The following is an 18,369-nucleotide window of genomic DNA, read 5'->3' as shown; positions in this document are numbered from 1 at the left end:
ATGTGTGTTTTTATGACATTTGAGGTGTATCATAAATGAAATTAATTGACTCAAAAAAACTACCTAAGATTACAGAAAATAAGTTTTTTCAAATTCCTAATTTAGTCTGTTCGAACAACATTCCTAATTCAGAAAAAATTTTTGTCGTAAGCCATGATTTAAATATTCCGGTACCATTTCATAGACATGACTTTTATGAATTTGTTTTTATTTCTAATGGCATTGCTATCAGCAATATCAATGATCAAGATGTTTATTTGCTTCCTAACTCATTGTTACTTATGAATTTACATAGTTCCCATTCACTCAAAGTAAAAGATCCTAAAGCGATGGTCATTAACATCTGCATTAAACCTGAAATTTTTGCATCGGGTGTTTTTGCTGATTTTCTAGGGCAGAGCAATTATTTATGCGACTTCATTAATAACAAAGGAAATAACAGCTATCTTTACTTTTCTCCTACTCACTTGTCTAGGTATTTGCCAATTATTAACGGAATGTTATCTGAATACGTAAACAATAATTATCACTATAATTATGCAATGCTTGGTTTGTTATTAATCTTCTTTGATCAGTTAAGTCATGAAAATTATTATTCCTACATTGGAATTGATAATCTGTGCTTAAAAGTAATGTCGGCCATCAAAAAAAATGTACAAATTATCACCGTACAGAAATTAGCCAAGCACTTTAATTACAGTCCGGCTTATCTGTCACGTTACATTAAGCAACATACTTCACTGACCATTAAGGAAATAATCATGCAAGAGAAAATGAAACAAGCTAAAAAGTATTTAGCTGAAACTAACTACTCCATTGAGGAAATCTCTAGATTGGTTGGTTATAAAAGTATTAGTTACTTTTATAAAACCTTTAAATTGCAAAATAACGTAACTCCCGACCAATTTCGAAAAACTCTTAACTAAAATACTGCTTATCTTAATTTGGTCCGTACCGTGTCAAGTAGACAGTCGAAATCTATAAAATGAATTGATTAACCAACTTGTTTATTCAAGTTAGTTTTTTCCTTACTTGGATTTTGTCAAACCATTTTGCATAACGTTTATTCGGCACAATTTTATAAGCAATTATACGTTTGAGATCTGTTTTTGCTTCCGCTCTTACTTGTCCAGTTGTCTTACCATTAAATCTTTCCTGAGGATCATGATTGATGTATTAATCTATGATTTTGGCGAATGCTTCTTTCATTTCATTATAAATCTTGGCTTCTGGATACAATACATCAAGCATCTTTTTTATTAGTCCTTGCCAGCCTTGACCATTTAAGTACACTTTAATGCATTTAAGCTTAAATTCTTTAGTGTAACTCTAATTATGTCTATGTATCTCTAAGGCATCTGGTCCCTTTACCTTGAAGGAATCTACTCATTGATTGATAGTTTTTCTGGACATAAAAAATGATCCTACTTTCATAGGTAGCACTTTTAGATATTTGTGTTGTCTACTTAAGTAGGATCATATCAATTAAAGATAAGCAGTATTTCTTAATATTTTACTGAAAACAAGGCATAGGCATTTTTAAACACTTAATATGCCGTATAAAATAGCCAGCTGGCTAAAATAATAGAAAACCCCAAGGTAATCCAAGATACAATTTTCAACGATAAAAATCTAATACTGTATTGCCCGATGTAGCCACCGATAAATAACCCAATAGCCATCAAAATGACCATCGGCCAATTAACTTGTGCCCCATGTATAAAGACAATTAGTGCAACTAAATTACCTATAATATCCTTCATTGCATTAATTGTATAAAAATCATCATCTGATAAATAATTGATGCAAAGTAAATGAAGAACACCAGCTGCTGCGCCAAAATAACCCGAATACGCCCCTCTAAAAACAAACCAATATAGGCAAGAATTATCTTTTCTTTTTTCTTTGATTGGTTATCACTATTTTTTCTACAATTGGCGACCATTAATCCGATTGAAGAAAACAGCACTGAGGAGGGTACAACTTTTTCAAATACTTACCCGGAAAGGCTATTAATAATCATCCTCCGGCACCGGCACTCGTAAGCAAAAATAAACAGTAAAAGCTAAATTTCTTCCAATGTCCCTTCATCTTTTTTACTGAAGCTAAAAGCACACTGGTCTCAGTAAAAATCAATGACGCTGTATTCGTAATATTCGTCATACTGGCTACAGTCGAAACAACGCCAGATATAATTCCCACTAAAATCAAAAAGATAATCAATACGGGCATACTCATTTTTTCCCTTAATCAAAGGAGACCGAAGCGTTTGCCTCGGCCTCCTTTTCTAGAATTAAATTTTCGTATTACTTAATTAGGTAGATATTATGCAAAATTAATTAATCTAAAAATCCTTTTCTCGGGGATACATGGAAATATTCGGCAATTTCTACTAATTGTTTATCAGTAATCTCATCTAGTCTATTTCCTCCTTGTGCTTGAATAGCTGTAAAAATGGTAGCTGCTTTTTCAACCGTTTCAATTAAGCCGAAACACTCATCTGGGGTATCACCTACGGCAAACATCCCATGATGGGGCCACATAACAACTCTAAAACCATTAGCAACTTTTTCAGCAGTGTGCTTGCCAATCACATTTGTACCCGGAGTTTCATAAGGGATAATGCCGATACCTTCCGGCAAAACAGGCATTGATTCAGCCTGCATTTTCCAAATAGTCTTACTGAAGTATTTTTCATTAAGTGGCTGTGTGAATGACATGGCAATTAAGTTAGTAACGTGACAGTGCATTACAACTCTTTGCTTTGAATCAAGCTTTAACCGTGCAATATGGTTCATTAAATGCGTAGGGAATTCACTTGTTGGCAAAGCTCCATCTGTATAACCCCAAACAATTTCACCTTTTTTGCCATCATTACTAATGCGAACTAATCCTAAATCTTGTTCAGTATTTTGAAATACGTTTCTAAAATAACGTCCTGCGCCAGTAACCAAAAAGTATTGCCCAGCTAGTGCGCTGGCATCAAAGCCAAGATCAAATACTCTTTTAACTTCTTTAAGATCAGCGTAATCCTCCATTTCCTCAGGCGTAATACGAATACTCATATTACCTCCGTTACGCTCATCCCAGCCATTATCATAGCTTTGGCGAGTAATATTACACATATCTCTAACAAAAGTTGAATCAATAAATTTAGCCATTATTTAGTCTCCAGTAGAATACTTTCTTAATTAATTTCTCTTAAATTGAACGTTCTTTTCATAATCCTTAAGATCTTTGTACCAGTCCATTCCAATCGGAACATCATTTCTTAAACAAAATTCATCCCATATTGCGCCAAATGGGAATGACTTTAATTCCTCTGTTTCAGCCAAACGAAGAGTAAAGTCGTAATGATCTTCAGCATCTTTTAATTCGTCAATTGGAGCAAGCAAGCCAAGCAACAAAGCTTTTTGAGTTGCGCGGGTACCAATTACCCACGCAGCAACGCGATTTATTGATGCATCGAAGAAGTCCAGGCCAATTATAGTCTTTGATAACAAGTTATCTCTTATCAGAGCACTCATCATCCTAATCGTCCTGTCAGCTAGCGTAGGTACGTGATCACTATCCCAGTGAACCGGACGAGTAATGTGTAAGAACATGCCTTTGCCGAATGCTAAGAATGCTGATAAGTAATCTGAAGGGTCTTCAGATTCATGGAAATGACCAATGTCCATACACCAATCCTTGTTTCTAGTTAAAGCATAGTTGTTGTAGAAGTAGTGTGAACCAACAGTGTAGCTCTCAACACCTGTACCGAACAGCTTACCCTCGTATGACTCTATTGTGTTCTTTTCGTCATATTCTTCTTCATTAATTTGATCTAATGAGTCAATTAAGCGCTCACGCGGAGCTAATCTGCTGATAGGATCATCTTTCATCCCATCCATAATCCAGAAGTTATTGATTGATTGTGAATTCTGTTCTTGACCAAAATAATTTGATATGGCGCGCGAGTTTTTGCCAACTTGAATCCAGTAGTCACGCACACTCTTTTCAGGACTAGCCAAGGTCATATTTTCTTTAACTTTGGGACTTGAGAAGAAGGTTGGGTTAAAGTCAAGGTAAATATCATTTTCTCTTGCCCAATCAACCCAAAACTTAAAGTCTTCTGGACCAACTTCTGAAACATCCTTCTTCTCACCGTTTGTTACTGCATAAATTTGATGCAATTGCAGTCTTTGTTTAGCGGGAATTAACTTAAATGCTTCATTTAAATCTTTGATTAATTCTTCAGGGGTTCTTGCAATACCTGGGTAATTGCCTGAGACACCAATTCCGCCTGATAATGCAGCATCAGGTGTTAAAAAGCCATGAATATCATCACCCTGCCAACAAGGAAGGGAAACTCTAATATTTTGCAGCTTATTTAAAACCGCTTCTGTATCAACGCCAACTTCTGCGTAACGTTCTTTAGCAACTTGATATGCTGCCTCTACTTCTTTTTGACTAACCATTATTTTTCTCCTTTAATTAATCCATATAGAAAACTTCATGCAAATCAAAAGTAACAGGACTTTTACTAAGATTCAGATCCATAAAATAAGTTATATGAAGTACTGCTCTTTTCATTCTTTAGTTTTAAAATTGCTTTATATTTTTCAATTTCATCTTCTATAATAAGCAAGTAAGATTATTGCTTTTTTTGCCGAAATAAATTAGGAATACCTACCATCTTCAAAACTTTCTTTGCAATAGCTTATTTTGCAGACTTCAATGATGCCTTTCATATTCATCAAAATAATTTGGATTCACATGTATCACTTGGCCTAATCTTACCGTCACAACACATCACCTCTTTTAGCTGTATGCAAAAAGTTAACATAGTCGGCAAGTATCCCCTCGTATTTGCCCTTTTCTGGTTCATATTTTTTAATATCAAATGAATCACTAATAATTCTCCGAGCTAAGTAAACATTTAAAATATCATTTCTCGTAATCATTTGCACAACTAGGTTGCCAATCGCCGTAGCTTCGCTTGGACCGGCGTATACAGCAATTCCCGAAATTGTGCTTGTTAATTGATTAAGCAAAGCAACATTTGATCCGCCACCAACTATGTTTAAAGTATCAATCTTGTAGCCAAGAATCTGATTCAGCTTTTCAATTTCACGAGCATAAAACAATGCTAAATTAGCATAAATCGCCATGACAACTTCGCCTGGTGCTTGAGGAACCTTTTGACCAGTTTCGCAACAATACGCTTGAATTTCCTTGATCATATTCTTAGGATTTACAAACCGTTCATCATTAATATTAATAAACTGTTCAAAGGGTTTAACCTCACTGGCCATTTCAGCTAATTCATTGAATGAATACGTATCATTAAGTTCTCGCTTTACGCATTGGATCATCCAAAGCCCCATAATGTTTTTCAAAAATCGATAAGTACCATAAGCCCCCCATTCATTGGTGTAATTTTCTTTGAAGGCTTCTGAACCATTCTCAGGAACATTAAGTTCCGTTCCCAATAATGACCAAGTTCCGGATGAAAGATATGCCCAATGGTGTCCCATTCCTGGAGCACCAACAACAGCTGAAGCTGTATCATGAGTAGCAACAGTAATTACATCTGTATTGGGCAAATCATAATCCGGAAATTTACTCTTATCAAGTTTTTCTAAAGGAGTTCCAGCATCAACCAACTTGGGAAATTGTTCCTGTTTAACATTCACTTCTTTGAGTAAGTGCTTGTCGAACAATCCTTCTCTTAAGCTAAGCATTTGTGTGGTTGAAGCATTTGTAATTTCTAAAACTGCTTTACCTGTTAATACATAACCGATATAATCAGGTATCATCATAATCTTTTCAGTTTTAGCCAGAAGCTCTTTATTTTCCTCAAACAGCTGATAAAGCGTATTGAAACTTAAAAACTGAATTCCGGTTTTTTCATAAATCTGTTCTTTGGATACTTTTGCAGTGAGGTCCCTAATCGCATTGGTAGTTCTTGAATCGCGGTAACTTATTGGATCTTCGAGTTTTTGCCCGTCTTTTCCGACAAGGACATAATCAACTGCCCAAGTATCAATTCCTAAAGAAATATTGTCATACCCAGCTTTTTTGATTTTTTGCAATCCTACTAAAATTTCTTTAATAATATAGTCAATATCCCATCGCTCATGTTTCTTTTTCAAAGTGAACCCATTTTTAAAGCGATGCATCTCTTTGAGTGACATTTTGCCATCTTTGAGTTGACTCAGCATGAGTCGACCACTTGAGGCACCTATGTCAACCGCTACGTAAGTCTTCTTCAATCATATTCACCACGCTTTCAAATCTTACAGTTATATTTATACTTTAATTTGATAGCGTTTACAATGACATTTAAGGAGACATATTGTATCATATTGACAGGTAAATATATTTAGGATATTTAATTAAAAGTGCCTAAGATGCCTTATATAATTCAGCTTTAAATTATTAATTTCTATAGCTTGAAACTTTCGTCTAATAACAATTTGCTAGATAAGTAATAGTAAGGTAGTATCAGTATGAATAAAGAATTATTAAATCAGCTAAAAGAACTAAATTCTGTCGAAAAGATACAATACAATAAACAACTTTTTATAAATGATTTTCACGAAAAAACTTTATTACGAACACCTGATGAGAAATATGTACCAATATTCACAGAAGAATTTTTTAGAGGAAAAAGTATCTATGTTAGCAAACATAATAGATTTGCCGCTTATCCTAAGCATACACATACTTTTTTGGAAATGAATTATATGCTTTCTGGTGCAGCCAAAGAAAATGTCAATGGTCACACAATTTATTTAAAAAATGGCGATATCTTATTACTTGGAGTTGGTACTACCCACTCTATTGCAGCTCTTGGTGAGAATGATATTTTAATAAATATTATTTTTAGAAATAATATTAGCTTTTCTTTAGAAAATTTAAGGTCTATTGGAAAAGCCACGAATGTCCTTTCAGGCTTTATTTTAGCTAATAATTCAGAAGATTTTATGATTTACAGAAAGAAGCATACGGAATCAGCCATTCGATATATTGCCAATTTAATAATTGAAGAATACTACTTCAATCACGAATTTTCCGACAAGTTAATCGACAGTTACTTAAGATCTTTATTAATTTTATTATCACGAAACACGGATATTCACTCTAACAATGTTTTAAAAGAAAATACACCCGATATTATTCTTTATGTTTTGAAAGAAATTTCTCTAAATAGTGCCAATATTTCGTTATCGTCTATCGCTAAAGAAACTAATTACAGTCGTTCATATTTAGGAAGTTTATTTAAAAAAACAGTCGGAAAGTCATTCTCGGACGCCTTAACTGAACAGCGATTATTGGATGCGTATAACCTACTAAATTCAACCAAATTATCAATTTCTGAAATTATCCAAAAAGTTGGGATTTCTAATAAAACATTTTTCTATAAGAAGTTTAAAAGCAAGTTCAATGCTCTACCTAGTGAAATTCGATAAATTTTAAGTAAAAAATATTTCTCTTTTTTATCAGGCTACGACCTAATCTTCTTACTAAGTAAATGTTTATAATGTGTACTATTAAATTTGTATGGTTTAACTTACTTAATTGTTTAAGCACTTTTATTTTTTCTTGACCTTGACGTAACGTCAAAGATTATACTTTGTTTTGCAAGTGAGGGATTTAATCATGTCATATTCAATAAACGACTTAGCCAAGTTAGCAGGTATTTCTACCAGAACATTACGTTACTATGATAAGTGTGGTCTTTTAAAAGCGCGAAGAGATCCAGAAAACAATTATCGTTATTATGAAGAAACCGAAGTTGATCAACTACAAAAGATAATGTTCTTAAAATTGTTTGATTTACCGTTAGCACAAATTAAACAAGTAATGGTAAGCTCACAAAAACAGCAACTCGTGACTCTGCAAAGTCAGCGGCAAAAGCTTGTTAATGAACAAAAGCGGTTGAACGATCTGATTATTTCCTTAGACAAAACACTTGCAGTAATGAAAGGAAAAACTCAAATGAACGATGTAGAAAAATTCACAGCGCTTAAGGCCCAAGCAATTGTTGACAATGAAAAGAAGTACGGCAAAGAAATTCGCTCTAATTATGGTGATGAAACAATCGATGCTAGTAAAGAAAAATTCTGTTCATTTTCAGAAAAAGATTTCAATCATGTAGAAGATATTAAGAAGCAAATACTAATAGAGTTAAAGCCTTTAGTTGGGAACCTGGATGTTACGAAAGCAGCTGCTCAACATCTTTTTAATCTTCATCAAAAATATTTGTTAGCCATGTGGCCAACCGGACAATACTCATCTAAAGCCCATAAGGAGCTGGCAAATATGTATGTAGGGGATGCGCGATTCAAGCGATATTACGAAGAAGGTACTGGTAAAAAAGGCGCCGCCAAAACTTTAAAAGCAATCATTGACTATTACGCTTAAATTTTTATCACTTAGTCAATGTTATTGAGAAAAAAGTAAAAAGACTAAACTATTAAGAAGTTATCTGACACACAGCGATTAAAGCTGTGTGTTTTTATACTAAGTTTGCTCTTAAAACAAAAATCCCATAATTAGAAGTCCTAATTATGGGGTTTATTATCTACAAATTATTTAATACAAATACCACAAACCAGCGATTGATCCGATATCAAAATCCGACTGTTTTAGTCCCGTTATTTCACAAAACTTATTCGCTAATTCGGGCTGGGCCTTTGGTGACCAGACACGCAAATTGGTGCAATCTCCAGGTACGATCCAATATCCCAACTTTTTTAATTCAGGATATTTACTTACATCCAGTGTTAAACCGTTTTTCAACGAAATCAAGTATGTTGAATTAGCAAAATGCCCCCTCTTATTAAACAGTGCCGGTAATTTTTGCTCTACTGTAACTGGTTTTATTTGCCATTTCATCATTCAAGCCCCCTATCTAGCTTGTTAACTCTAACGAAATAACTTTTATGCAGTTACAGTAACACTTTCCCTGATTTGTGTAAACACTTACATTATATTCTAAACTTCTTTGTCGCTCTTCAACTTTGCCAATAAAGTATAGTTAAGTGCACATTCCTGCACACGTAAAAGTGACTAATAACCTTGATATACCAGATTTTATTCTATCCAAAAGTTTTTTCATGGAACACGCTATTTTGCGTGTTCCGTTTGTGTTCTTTACTTTCTTTTAAAAGCGAAGACTATCAGGCACTCGGTATTTTAATTTTCTCAAACTCAGATTTTTTTAATTTATATTAGTTGTGATTTGGCTATCTATTCCCGATTTTCTCTAACGTATCTACATTCACCAAACTAAATTTTGTTTAACATTTTTATGTAATTATCTTTAATAGTCTCAAAGCGGTATAAATGGTTGTACAATTATCATTTTAAAATAAACAGCTCAAACTCTTAATATTTACCCATTTGCTTAATTATCAAAAAAGCGATTAGACTTTAATCTAATCGCTAATATTATGGTCAATAATTAAGCAAATAATTATACCTAGACCATTAGGTCGGTTACCCACACCTGTATACTTTGTATAGGCTTGCAGAAATATTAAAAACTACAATTTGCGTAGATACACTCCTAAAAGTAATTAGAACGCCTTTTACGACCGTAAACCTTAACAACGGTCGGCAAACTATGTTAACCGCTTACAATTAATATTGTAACACCTTTTATAAAAAATTCAATATTCAGACACAATATTATAAGCAATATTTGTAGGCATTTAATCCGTATCTTGTTCATTTTCACTCAAATATTTAGTTCTTATAATCGTTATGGATGTTGTTCTTTTTTAGTAAAATTTCAACATACTAGTCACAATATGAATTATACTATTCAAAAATTTACCAACGACCCCTATAATAATACCCATCTTTGTAATTCTTCTTAATGCTGATTGCCAGAATCGAACTGGCGACCTTTTCTTTACGAGGGAAACGCTCTACCAACTGAGCTAAATCAGCAATTTTTGCAACATTCAAATTATACCAAAACTAAAAAAAACGTGCAATTAAATGTCGGACTTTCTTTAATATTGCCAGACAAAAAACCTATTGCTGTAAACAAGCAATAGGTTTAATTGCCTACTTCCAATCTAAGCATAAGCCCTGTTGATGAAGCAGTTCCGGCAGTTGGTCCCGGTCAGTCGTTTTATTATCTAATTTGGCACCGGTGATTTGTTTGGTAAACGAATCAATTCGTTTGTTGGAATCACGCAAATCATAATAAGTGGTGACAACTTGATCATAGTCGTGCAATTTGTCCACTTTAAAGTCCCGAGGATATTCGTTCTCAAAAGTAGTAAATTCTAGAGGCAAACGCGGTTTTAACTGCGGTTCTTGATCTGGGATACCGACCTGCATCCCCAAAACTGGAAAAGTTAACGGCGGTAAGTCAAGTTCAGCAAGCATTTCAAGGGGATGATCATTAATTGTCCCCAGCGGAACATAACCCAATTCCATGCTTTCGACCGCATTAGCAACATTTTGCCAAGCCAGCAGCGTATCTTCCATTGCCTGGAAAAAAATATCCGTCGTATGAACACGGCCATCGTCCTTATTCAGCTGTTGACGAATTTGCTGGTTTCGGTAAAGGTCAACAATAAAAATAAACAAATCACCTTCAGCGCCAACATATTTTTGACCACAAAGTTCCCTAATCTTTTCCCGCTTAGCTTGATCAGTAATATGCAGTAAACTAGCGTTTTGCATAAACATACTTGTTGCCGTGTGTTGAAAAACTGTGTACAAAGTTGTTAATTGCTCAGAATCTAAACTTTCATTCTTAAATTTTCGGATAGAGCGATGATTAATTTGCTTATTAATTGTTAAATTATGAATCATTTGCCTGCTTCTTTCTATTCATCTTACTAAAAGTGAGTCTATTGCAAATTTTTTTTGCTGTCAATTAACTCATTTAGATAAAAACTGAAATTCGCTCCTATTCTATGCTAAAATCAAGTTAACTACATATATTCAATGGAGGTAATTATGCGCATATTAGTTATTGGTGGTGCTGGCTATATTGGCTCTGTGGCAGTCAGTGAATTGGTTAAGCAAGGCTATGAAGTAGTCGTTCTTGATGCTTTATATACCGGACACAGAAAAGCAGTTAACCCTCAAGCCAAATTTTATCAAGGCGATATTGAAGATAAGTTCTTAGTTAGCCAAATTTTACGTAATGAAAAAATTGACGCAGTAATGCACTTTGCCGCTTACTCTTTAGTCCCTGAATCAGTGAAAAAGCCCCTCAAATACTATGATAATAATGTTGCGGGAATGATTGCCCTGCTTGAGGCAATGAAAGATGCCGAGGTTAAGTATCTAATTTTCTCTTCAAGTGCAGCCACTTATGGTATTCCGGAAAAGTTGCCGATCACTGAAGAATCACCCCTTAACCCAATCAATCCATATGGCGACACTAAAGTAATGATGGAAAAAATCATTCATTGGGCTGATCAGGCTAATGGCATCAAATCAATTGCTTTACGTTACTTTAATGTTGCTGGTGCTGGTAATAACGGCGAAATTGGCGAGGATCATCACCCTGAAACCCATCTGGTACCTAATATTCTGCGCAGCGCCATTTCTGGTGACGGGAAGTTCACTATCTTTGGCAATGACTATAATACTAAAGATGGCACTAATATCCGTGATTACGTTGAGGTTAATGACCTAATCGATGCGCATATCTTGGCCTTAAAGTACTTAATTAAAAACAAGCAATCTGATGTATTTAATATCGGAACCGCTCACGGGTACTCCAATTTAGAGATTTTACAAGCTGCACGCCAAGTTACTGGTATCGATATTCCTTACACAATGGGACCAAGGCGTTCCGGCGATCCTGATAGCCTAGTCGCTGACTCAACTAAGGCAAGAACCGTTTTACACTGGCAGCCTAAGCATGAAACAGCTGAAGATACGATTGCAAGCGCATGGCAATGGCACCAAAAGCATCCAAACGGTTATGAAGATAAATAAAAAAATTCACTGATCAACTAAATTTAGTTTGGTCGTGAATTTTTTATTTACCATCTTATTGTTTAATCATAGTGTATAAATCCATATTGCAAAACTTACCATGATACTTAACTTCATCCTTTAAAAGCGCAACATGCGTAAAATTTAGTCTTTCAGCAATTGCTCTACTGGCAAGGTTGTTGTGGTCCGCTAGAAGCTTGACTTGATGTAATCCGAGTTCGTTAAAAGAAAAAGCAACTAGTCGCTTAACTGCTTCAGTCATGATACCCTTTTTTTGATAAGCTTGAGACAACCAGTAACCGATTTCGGCACTTTCATTCTTCCATTTAATAGTATGTAAATCGACCATCCCAGCTGGCTGTCCATTGACCAAGATGACTAGTGGCAACTTACGGTATTGCGCGAAATCATTACGCATACCCTTAATAAAATCGATCTCATCTTCAACCGCCGACATTTTTGCCGCCCAAGGTAAAAAATGAGCTAGCTCAGCGCGATCATGAGCAATTATGTCATAGAGTTTGTCCGCATATTTTACTTCGGGTAATGCCAATTTAACTTCGTAACCATTAATCTCAAATTCACAGCAAGTAAACATCCAGCATTCCTCCTTAATTATAATTTAATATAGTTTATCATACTACAATAACAAGACATTCGGCCATTTTTACTAGCAATAAACAAATTAAATTTTAGAATTTTTTCAGCTTTTAGCAGTCAAACTTCTCATACTAATGCTATAATCGAATATTGTAATATAAAAAAAGAAATAGAATTTGGAGTGATTTGATGAACGATGAAGACGAAAAAAAAGGCTCGGGTTATGAACGAACTCTAACCAATGCCCACATTCAGCTGATTGCGCTGGGTGGAACCATTGGGACCGGGCTTTTCCTAGGAGTTGGCAACAGTATCCGCCGAGCTGGTCCAAGCGTTATTTTGATTTACATTATTGTTGGTATTTTCTTATTTTTATTAATGCGTGCTTTGGGTGAATTAATCGTTTCAGACTTATCCAAACATACTTATATTGACTTTATTAAAAAATATCTTGGCAAAAATATCGGCTTCATCTCAGGCTATCTTTATTGGATTAGCTGGGTCACTTTAGGAATGGCCGAAATGACGGCACTTGGAATTTATTTTCAATACTGGTTCCCCCATCTGCCTACATGGGTGCCGGGACTTGTTACGATCGCGGTTTTGCTTTGCATCAATTTGCTGTCAGCGCGCCTTTTCGGCAACCTCGAGTTTAGTTTTGCCATTATTAAAATCGTAACTGTGATTGCTTTCGTCATTTTAGTCGGTTATTTATTGTTAACTGGGGGCAAAACCAGTTTTGGCCCTGTCACCCTAGCTAATTTAACGACCAATGGCGGCTTTTTTGCCCAGGGAAGCAACGGCTTTTTCGCTGGTTTCCAGATGGTTATCTTCAGCTTTGTCGGTGTTGAACTTGTTGGTTTAACTGCAGCTGAGGCACAAAATCCCAAGGTAACGATTAAAAAGGCAATCAATGAGGTGCCAATGCGAATTATTTTATTCTATGTTTTGGCCATTATTGCTATTTTAATCGTTATTCCATGGAATAAAGTGTCGACCAATTCAAGTCCTTTTGTGCAAACACTCGCAGCTACGGGTATTCGCAACGCTGGTTCAATTATTAACTTCGTTGTTATTTCCGCAGCCGTCTCTTCAACTAATAGTATTTTGTATAGCGCAGGACGTTTACTGTTTTCCGTCACTTTTAATGGCAAGGGAAAATGGAATCAGACATTTGGCCATTTAAGACGGCAACTACCCCAAAATGCGCTGCTTTTATCAGCAGGATTAATGGAACTGGCCCCCTTTGTTATTATTATTATCGGTAAAGAGGCCTTTAATTTTATTTCATCAACCTCTACAAGTATGTTTCTTATTATTTGGTGCTTGATGCTTTTAACCCATATCTCTTACCGCAAAAAGACTAATTCCGCTGAATTAACAGACTTTAAAATGCCGGGCTTTCCATTCTGGGATTATGCAACCTTAGCATTTTTCATTATCATGATTATTCTGTTATTAATTCTCCCAAGCAACCGTATCTCAATGATTGCCGCCCTATTAACATTCATTATTTTGTTTAGTCTTGCCAAATTCTGGCGCAAAGAAGCAGCCTAACTGGGCAAAATAACCTCAGGGGAAACTTGAATTACCATTATTTTTATAATAAAATTTAGGTTAATTAAAATATTTAATCACCACCGGGCGATAGCACTTAGTGAACTCTTTAGGTCTTAGTAGAGTTTGCTAGGTGCTCTTTTTTTAGAGGAACTATTATGGAAACATTCGTCGTTGATCAAAAGTTTTGGGAAATCTTTCCTGAAGCTAAAATTTTCACGCTAGTTGTCAATGGTATTGATAATCACATCCCTAGCGATGTTTCAAGCTACCAACAAATATTTAATCAAGCCGAAGAAAAAGCACAAGTATATTTAACTGAACCTGACTTTAAAGATAATCCTGTAATTGCCCAATGGCGGGAAGCTTTTAGTCAATTTAAAAAGAAAAAGGGCGCTCGTGCATCTATTGAAGCATTACTCAAACGCGTAGCCCAGGGCAGAACATTTACCCCAATTAATCCACTGGTTGATCTCTACAACAGCGTTTCACTGGAATATGGCGTTCCTTGCGGTGGCGAAGATCTTGCTAAAATTGCTGGAACCATGCATTTAGGTCTTGCCAGCGGTAATGAAGAATTTTATCCTATCGGTGCTACTAAAAATGAACCGCCTCGGACTGATGAAATCATTTATTATGATCAAACTGGTGCGGTGTGTCGTTCACTAAATTGGCGTGATGGTGAAAGGACCATGTTGACTGAAGACACAACTAGCGCAATCTTAATCATGGAAGCAGTAAATGAGGAGCAAAAGGATAGAACTAATACTGCCATTAATGCACTTCAAGACAAAATTGCCACTAAGTTAGGTGTTAAAGGTACTATTCAAGAATTTACGAAATAGTAAAAAAGAAGTTTTAAGTAATTTCATACTTAAAACTTCTTTTTGTTTATTTACTTAAAAATCTTCTTTTGAGATTTTGCCACAGACTCAGCGCTTGTCGCATATGGTCAGCAGGAACATATTCGCGAATTGCTCGCAGCGTTTTTTTATTGTTCTTAGTTGTAAAAATAAATGTTCCGCTAGTCCGCGTTCTGATTTCAAAACGTGGTATATAGCGCCCTTTAAAGTGAACATCAGCTACAACATAAGTCACTTCATTCCACGGTATCTGAACGTAATCAGATAAATTACGTTCATTGTAAAACTCAAACGCCTTATCGCCCACCATCGCTTTGCCATATACAGCAACTGCACGAAACCAAGTGGCTTCAGCTGTTAAATCGACTTTAGTATTTTGTGATTCAACCATTTTATCCTAAATAACATGTAAAACGTGTAATAATACACCAACAATAAAGATAGCAATAATAATTACAATTGGTGAAACTTTCTTCTTCAAAAGCCACATGCAAAGGAATGTTAGCAGTAAACCAGCTAAACCTGGAATTAACATATCCAAGTTATTTTGCAAGGTAGTTACCTTAAACTTAGTCAAGGATAAACCATTTGCTTGTCCTAGCAGAGCTTGTTGAATTCCCTTGGCGCCAGCAGGAAGTGAGTTCCAATCAATATAACCACCCTTTTGGACCGGTGTTTTCGAAACAATCGGTGTAAACTTGATGTTTACCCAACGCTCAATTAATGATCCTAAAACAAACATTCCCATCATGGATGCACCACGAGTTACCTTTTGTAAAAGACCACCAGACATATCATTAGTAATTGCTGAACCGGCTTTATAGCCAAATTCTTGGGTGTACCACATAAAGGCAATTCTAATTACATTCCATAAAACAAAGAATAGAATTGGCCCTAAGATGTTACCTTGGATAGCCATCGATGCACCGAGGGCACCTAAAATTGGCCGCACAGTATACCAGAAAACAGGGTCACCAACACCAGCTAGTGGTCCCATCATTCCGACCTTAACACCTTGAATAGCTTCATCTTCAACTTTAGCACCATTTGCCTTGTCCTCTTCCAAAGCCAAAGTAACACCTAAAATAGGTGAAACAAGGTATGGGTGGACGTTGAAGAATACTAAGTGACGCTGAAGCGCAGCAGCCATATCATCTTTATTTGGATATAATTTTCTTAATGCCGGAATAAGTGAGTATGCGAACCCACCGTTTTGCATTCTTTCGTAGTTCCATGAAGCCTGCAAGAATTGTGAGTGCCACATAACATTGAAGCGGTCGGCTTTAGTTAATTTGATTTTTTGATCAGCCATAATAAAATCCTCCTCTTAAATATCACTTTAATAGTCATCAATGATATCGCCGAGCGGATCGCCGGTACCTTCATCATCTGAACTAGATTTGCCATTGCCACCCTTTGATTCAAGAGCAAGGTACATCAGAGCCATAGCAAGACCGATTGCACCTAAGGCAATTAAAGTTAAGTCCTTGATTGCTGCCAACGCAAAACCGATTGCGAAGAATGGCCATACTTCACGACTAGCCATCATGTTAATAACCATTGCATAACCAACGGCTACAACCATGGCACCACCAAGAGACATACCTTCACTCAGCCATGCTGGCATTAGGCCCAGCCAATACTTAACCGTTGAAGCTGGGATTGCTAACAAGAGTGCTGCCGGAATAGCAATTCGCAGCCCCTGTAAGCAGACATCGATCCATTGCCACATATTAATCTTGCGCCAGTTGCCCTTTTTAGCTTCGGCATCCATGATGTGCACAATAGCAGTTGAAATGGTCCGAACGATCATGGTTAAAAATAGTCCGGCAACAGCTAACGGCATCGCGATACCTGTAGCCATACCAATTCCTTTAGTTCCTTGTCCACTCTCAACCAGGATAATTGCTGAAGCAACTGATGCTAAAGCAGCATCTGGAGCCACAGCAGCACCGATATTAGCCCAACCTAAGGCAATCATTTGTAATTGACCACCTAAAATAACACCCAAGTCCAAGTGACCAGTAACTAAACCAATCAACGTACATGCAACAAGGGGTTGGTGGAATTCCCATTGATCTAAGATACCTTCCATACCTGCAAGAAAGGCAACTAGAACAACTAAAATCATTTGAATAGCATTCATTTTTTGCTCCTACTTCCTTATTTCTTTTGCTCGTCAAGCAAACTCTGGGCCTTATTTAAAATAGCGTCCATATTGCCCTCTTTGTCAGTTGGCACTTTCCGTACGTCAAACTTAACTCCTAATTTAGCAAGTTCGTGGAAAGTGTCTACATCTTCTTGGTTCATTGATAAAACATTGTTGGCATTAACATCACCAACTGAATAAGACATAGAACCGACATTAACCGTCTTAATATCAACCCCTGCTTTAATAACAGTTAAAACATCCTCAGGGTTTTCAAATAAAAGAAGTGCATGAGTATTGCCAAAGCGTGGATCCTTAGCAATCTCAATCATCTTTTTAATTGGTACAGTGTGAGCCTTAACACCAGCAGGTGCGGCTTCACGAATCATGCTCTTACGCATCTCGTCTTTAGCAACACTGTCAGACACAACTATTACCCGATCAGGGTGCATCGTTGGAATCCAACCAGTCGCAACCTGACCATGTAATAGACGTGAATCAATTCGGGCTAAAACAAACTTAATGTGTCCATCACCAACAACTGTTCCTTCTGGAATAGTCTTCTTTTTGACAGTTTCCTGAGTTTCAGAAACTACCTTACTCTCTGACTTCGGCATTAATTCAGCTGGCTTTGTTTTAATACCATCTTTTGCTGGTTCAACAATTGCTGTCGCAATTTCATGAGCTGTAGCATCAGGATTAGTCATTCTTTGCGTTAAAGCTTCAACAACCATCGGTAAATTCATACCAGCTACAACAGCCCAGTTGGGATGATTTTCAAGCAAGCCATTTGCCTGATTAAACGGTGTACCGCCCCATAGATCAACTAGTAGCAATACTTCAGCTTGATCATCAAATGAAGCAATCGCCTGGTCCATTTTGCCCTTAATATCATCTGGCCCCTCTTCGGGTGTCAAAATTACATGAGCAAAATTGCTTTGTTCACCAAATAACATTTGCGCTGACTGCGCAATGCCATCGGCAAAACCACCATGGCTGGCTAATACAATTCCTACCATGAGATTTCCTCCTTTAGATAAAACGTATCCTTCATTATTGTACATTGAAAGTGCGTTCAAGTCACGCCACCTAACAATTTTCTAATATAATAAGACTAATCTTTTAATCATAAGTAAATCAAAAACCGCACAAAAAAAGAGGACTATCATTAGTCCTCTTTCTTACTTGCTCCGGCTGTCAGACTCGAACTGACGACATCTTGATTAACAGTCAAGC

18 protein-coding genes and 1 tRNA gene are annotated in these 18,369 nt (G+C 36.2%); 6 read left to right on the top strand and 13 right to left on the bottom strand.

Annotated features, from left to right (window positions below):
* Nucleotides 1-35: 35 nt before the first annotated feature.
* Entirely contained in the window at nucleotides 36-926 is an 891-nt protein-coding gene (locus tag J3U71_RS09205) for an AraC family transcriptional regulator (protein ID WP_267393938.1), read from the top strand.
* A 621-nt stretch (nucleotides 927-1,547) separates the two neighbouring features.
* Here J3U71_RS09205 and J3U71_RS09200 read toward each other — a convergent pair.
* The 5 genes from J3U71_RS09200 to rhaB form a co-directional block, all read right to left on the bottom strand.
* On the bottom strand, nucleotides 1,548-1,910 hold the full coding sequence (locus J3U71_RS09200) for a sulfite exporter TauE/SafE family protein (protein ID WP_267393958.1): 363 nt from the start codon (nucleotides 1,908-1,910) through the stop codon (nucleotides 1,548-1,550).
* A gap of 109 nt (nucleotides 1,911-2,019) precedes the next feature.
* On the bottom strand, nucleotides 2,020-2,238 hold the full coding sequence (locus tag J3U71_RS09195) for a hypothetical protein (RefSeq protein WP_267393940.1): 219 nt from the start codon (nucleotides 2,236-2,238) through the stop codon (nucleotides 2,020-2,022).
* Nucleotides 2,239-2,339: 101 nt separating this feature from the next.
* Nucleotides 2,340-3,161 carry a rhamnulose-1-phosphate aldolase gene (rhaD, locus tag J3U71_RS09190; protein ID WP_267393942.1) on the bottom strand — a complete coding sequence of 274 codons (822 nt, stop codon included), beginning with the start codon at nucleotides 3,159-3,161 and terminating at the stop codon, nucleotides 2,340-2,342.
* A gap of 30 nt (nucleotides 3,162-3,191) precedes the next feature.
* A complete protein-coding gene (locus tag J3U71_RS09185) occupies nucleotides 3,192-4,460 on the bottom strand; it encodes an L-rhamnose isomerase (RefSeq protein ID WP_220269173.1) in 1,269 nt (422 codons plus the stop codon).
* A gap of 324 nt (nucleotides 4,461-4,784) precedes the next feature.
* The gene (gene rhaB / locus J3U71_RS09180; protein ID WP_220269172.1) at nucleotides 4,785-6,257 is read right to left on the bottom strand and encodes a rhamnulokinase; all 1,473 of its coding nucleotides are present in this window, start codon (nucleotides 6,255-6,257) and stop codon (nucleotides 4,785-4,787) included.
* Between the two features lie 237 nt (nucleotides 6,258-6,494).
* Between rhaB and J3U71_RS09175 the strand changes: the two genes are divergently transcribed.
* On the top strand, nucleotides 6,495-7,457 hold the full coding sequence (locus J3U71_RS09175) for an AraC family transcriptional regulator (protein WP_220269171.1): 963 nt from the start codon (nucleotides 6,495-6,497) through the stop codon (nucleotides 7,455-7,457).
* Nucleotides 7,458-7,647: 190 nt separating this feature from the next.
* The gene (locus tag J3U71_RS09170; protein WP_267393945.1) at nucleotides 7,648-8,412 is read left to right on the top strand and encodes a MerR family transcriptional regulator; all 765 of its coding nucleotides are present in this window, start codon (nucleotides 7,648-7,650) and stop codon (nucleotides 8,410-8,412) included.
* A gap of 171 nt (nucleotides 8,413-8,583) precedes the next feature.
* Here the strand turns inward: J3U71_RS09170 and J3U71_RS09165 are convergent, their stop codons facing one another.
* The 3 genes from J3U71_RS09165 to J3U71_RS09155 all read right to left on the bottom strand — a co-directional run bounded on the left by J3U71_RS09165 (nucleotide 8,584) and on the right by J3U71_RS09155 (nucleotide 10,824).
* Complete coding sequence (locus J3U71_RS09165; RefSeq protein WP_267385743.1) at nucleotides 8,584-8,889, bottom strand: hypothetical protein; 306 nt, start codon at nucleotides 8,887-8,889, stop codon at nucleotides 8,584-8,586.
* Nucleotides 8,890-9,872: 983 nt separating this feature from the next.
* Nucleotides 9,873-9,945 (bottom strand) — tRNA-Thr (locus J3U71_RS09160).
* 120 nt (nucleotides 9,946-10,065) lie between these two features.
* A complete protein-coding gene (locus J3U71_RS09155; RefSeq protein WP_267393947.1) occupies nucleotides 10,066-10,824 on the bottom strand; it encodes an NADPH-dependent oxidoreductase in 759 nt (252 codons plus the stop codon).
* 147 nt (nucleotides 10,825-10,971) lie between these two features.
* Here J3U71_RS09155 and galE point away from each other — a divergent pair, with 147 nt between their 5' ends.
* Nucleotides 10,972-11,964 (top strand): UDP-glucose 4-epimerase GalE, encoded by a 993-nt coding sequence (galE, locus tag J3U71_RS09150; protein ID WP_267393948.1) that lies wholly within the window; start codon nucleotides 10,972-10,974, stop codon nucleotides 11,962-11,964.
* Nucleotides 11,965-12,019: 55 nt separating this feature from the next.
* Here galE and J3U71_RS09145 read toward each other — a convergent pair whose 3' ends face one another.
* The gene (locus tag J3U71_RS09145) at nucleotides 12,020-12,562 is read right to left on the bottom strand and encodes a GNAT family N-acetyltransferase (protein WP_267393950.1); all 543 of its coding nucleotides are present in this window, start codon (nucleotides 12,560-12,562) and stop codon (nucleotides 12,020-12,022) included.
* Nucleotides 12,563-12,753: 191 nt separating this feature from the next.
* Between J3U71_RS09145 and J3U71_RS09140 the strand changes: the two genes are divergently transcribed.
* Complete coding sequence (locus tag J3U71_RS09140; RefSeq protein WP_267393951.1) at nucleotides 12,754-14,121, top strand: amino acid permease; 1,368 nt, start codon at nucleotides 12,754-12,756, stop codon at nucleotides 14,119-14,121.
* A 158-nt stretch (nucleotides 14,122-14,279) separates the two neighbouring features.
* Nucleotides 14,280-14,966 (top strand): B3/4 domain-containing protein, encoded by a 687-nt coding sequence (locus J3U71_RS09135; RefSeq protein ID WP_267393952.1) that lies wholly within the window; start codon nucleotides 14,280-14,282, stop codon nucleotides 14,964-14,966.
* A 46-nt stretch (nucleotides 14,967-15,012) separates the two neighbouring features.
* Here J3U71_RS09135 and J3U71_RS09130 read toward each other — a convergent pair whose 3' ends face one another.
* Genes J3U71_RS09130 through J3U71_RS09115 form a run of 4 tightly spaced genes read right to left on the bottom strand, consistent with a single transcriptional unit; the run spans nucleotide 15,013 to nucleotide 18,152 of the window.
* Nucleotides 15,013-15,375 carry a DUF956 family protein gene (locus tag J3U71_RS09130; protein ID WP_267393953.1) on the bottom strand — a complete coding sequence of 121 codons (363 nt, stop codon included), beginning with the start codon at nucleotides 15,373-15,375 and terminating at the stop codon, nucleotides 15,013-15,015.
* 6 nt (nucleotides 15,376-15,381) lie between these two features.
* Nucleotides 15,382-16,296 carry a PTS system mannose/fructose/sorbose family transporter subunit IID gene (locus J3U71_RS09125; protein ID WP_220220725.1) on the bottom strand — a complete coding sequence of 305 codons (915 nt, stop codon included), beginning with the start codon at nucleotides 16,294-16,296 and terminating at the stop codon, nucleotides 15,382-15,384.
* Between the two features lie 27 nt (nucleotides 16,297-16,323).
* Entirely contained in the window at nucleotides 16,324-17,130 is an 807-nt protein-coding gene (locus tag J3U71_RS09120) for a PTS mannose/fructose/sorbose transporter subunit IIC (protein WP_220235136.1), read from the bottom strand.
* 17 nt (nucleotides 17,131-17,147) lie between these two features.
* Complete coding sequence (locus tag J3U71_RS09115) at nucleotides 17,148-18,152, bottom strand: mannose/fructose/sorbose PTS transporter subunit IIA (RefSeq protein ID WP_267393954.1); 1,005 nt, start codon at nucleotides 18,150-18,152, stop codon at nucleotides 17,148-17,150.
* Between the last annotated feature and the right edge of the window lie 217 nt (nucleotides 18,153-18,369).

The sequence above is a fragment of the Lactobacillus sp. B4015 genome, from assembly GCF_026536055.1.
Taxonomy (GTDB): Bacteria; Bacillota; Bacilli; order Lactobacillales; family Lactobacillaceae; genus Lactobacillus; species Lactobacillus panisapium.
Note: the sequence above shows the minus strand (reverse complement) of the source record. Positions and strands in the feature narration are given on the sequence as shown.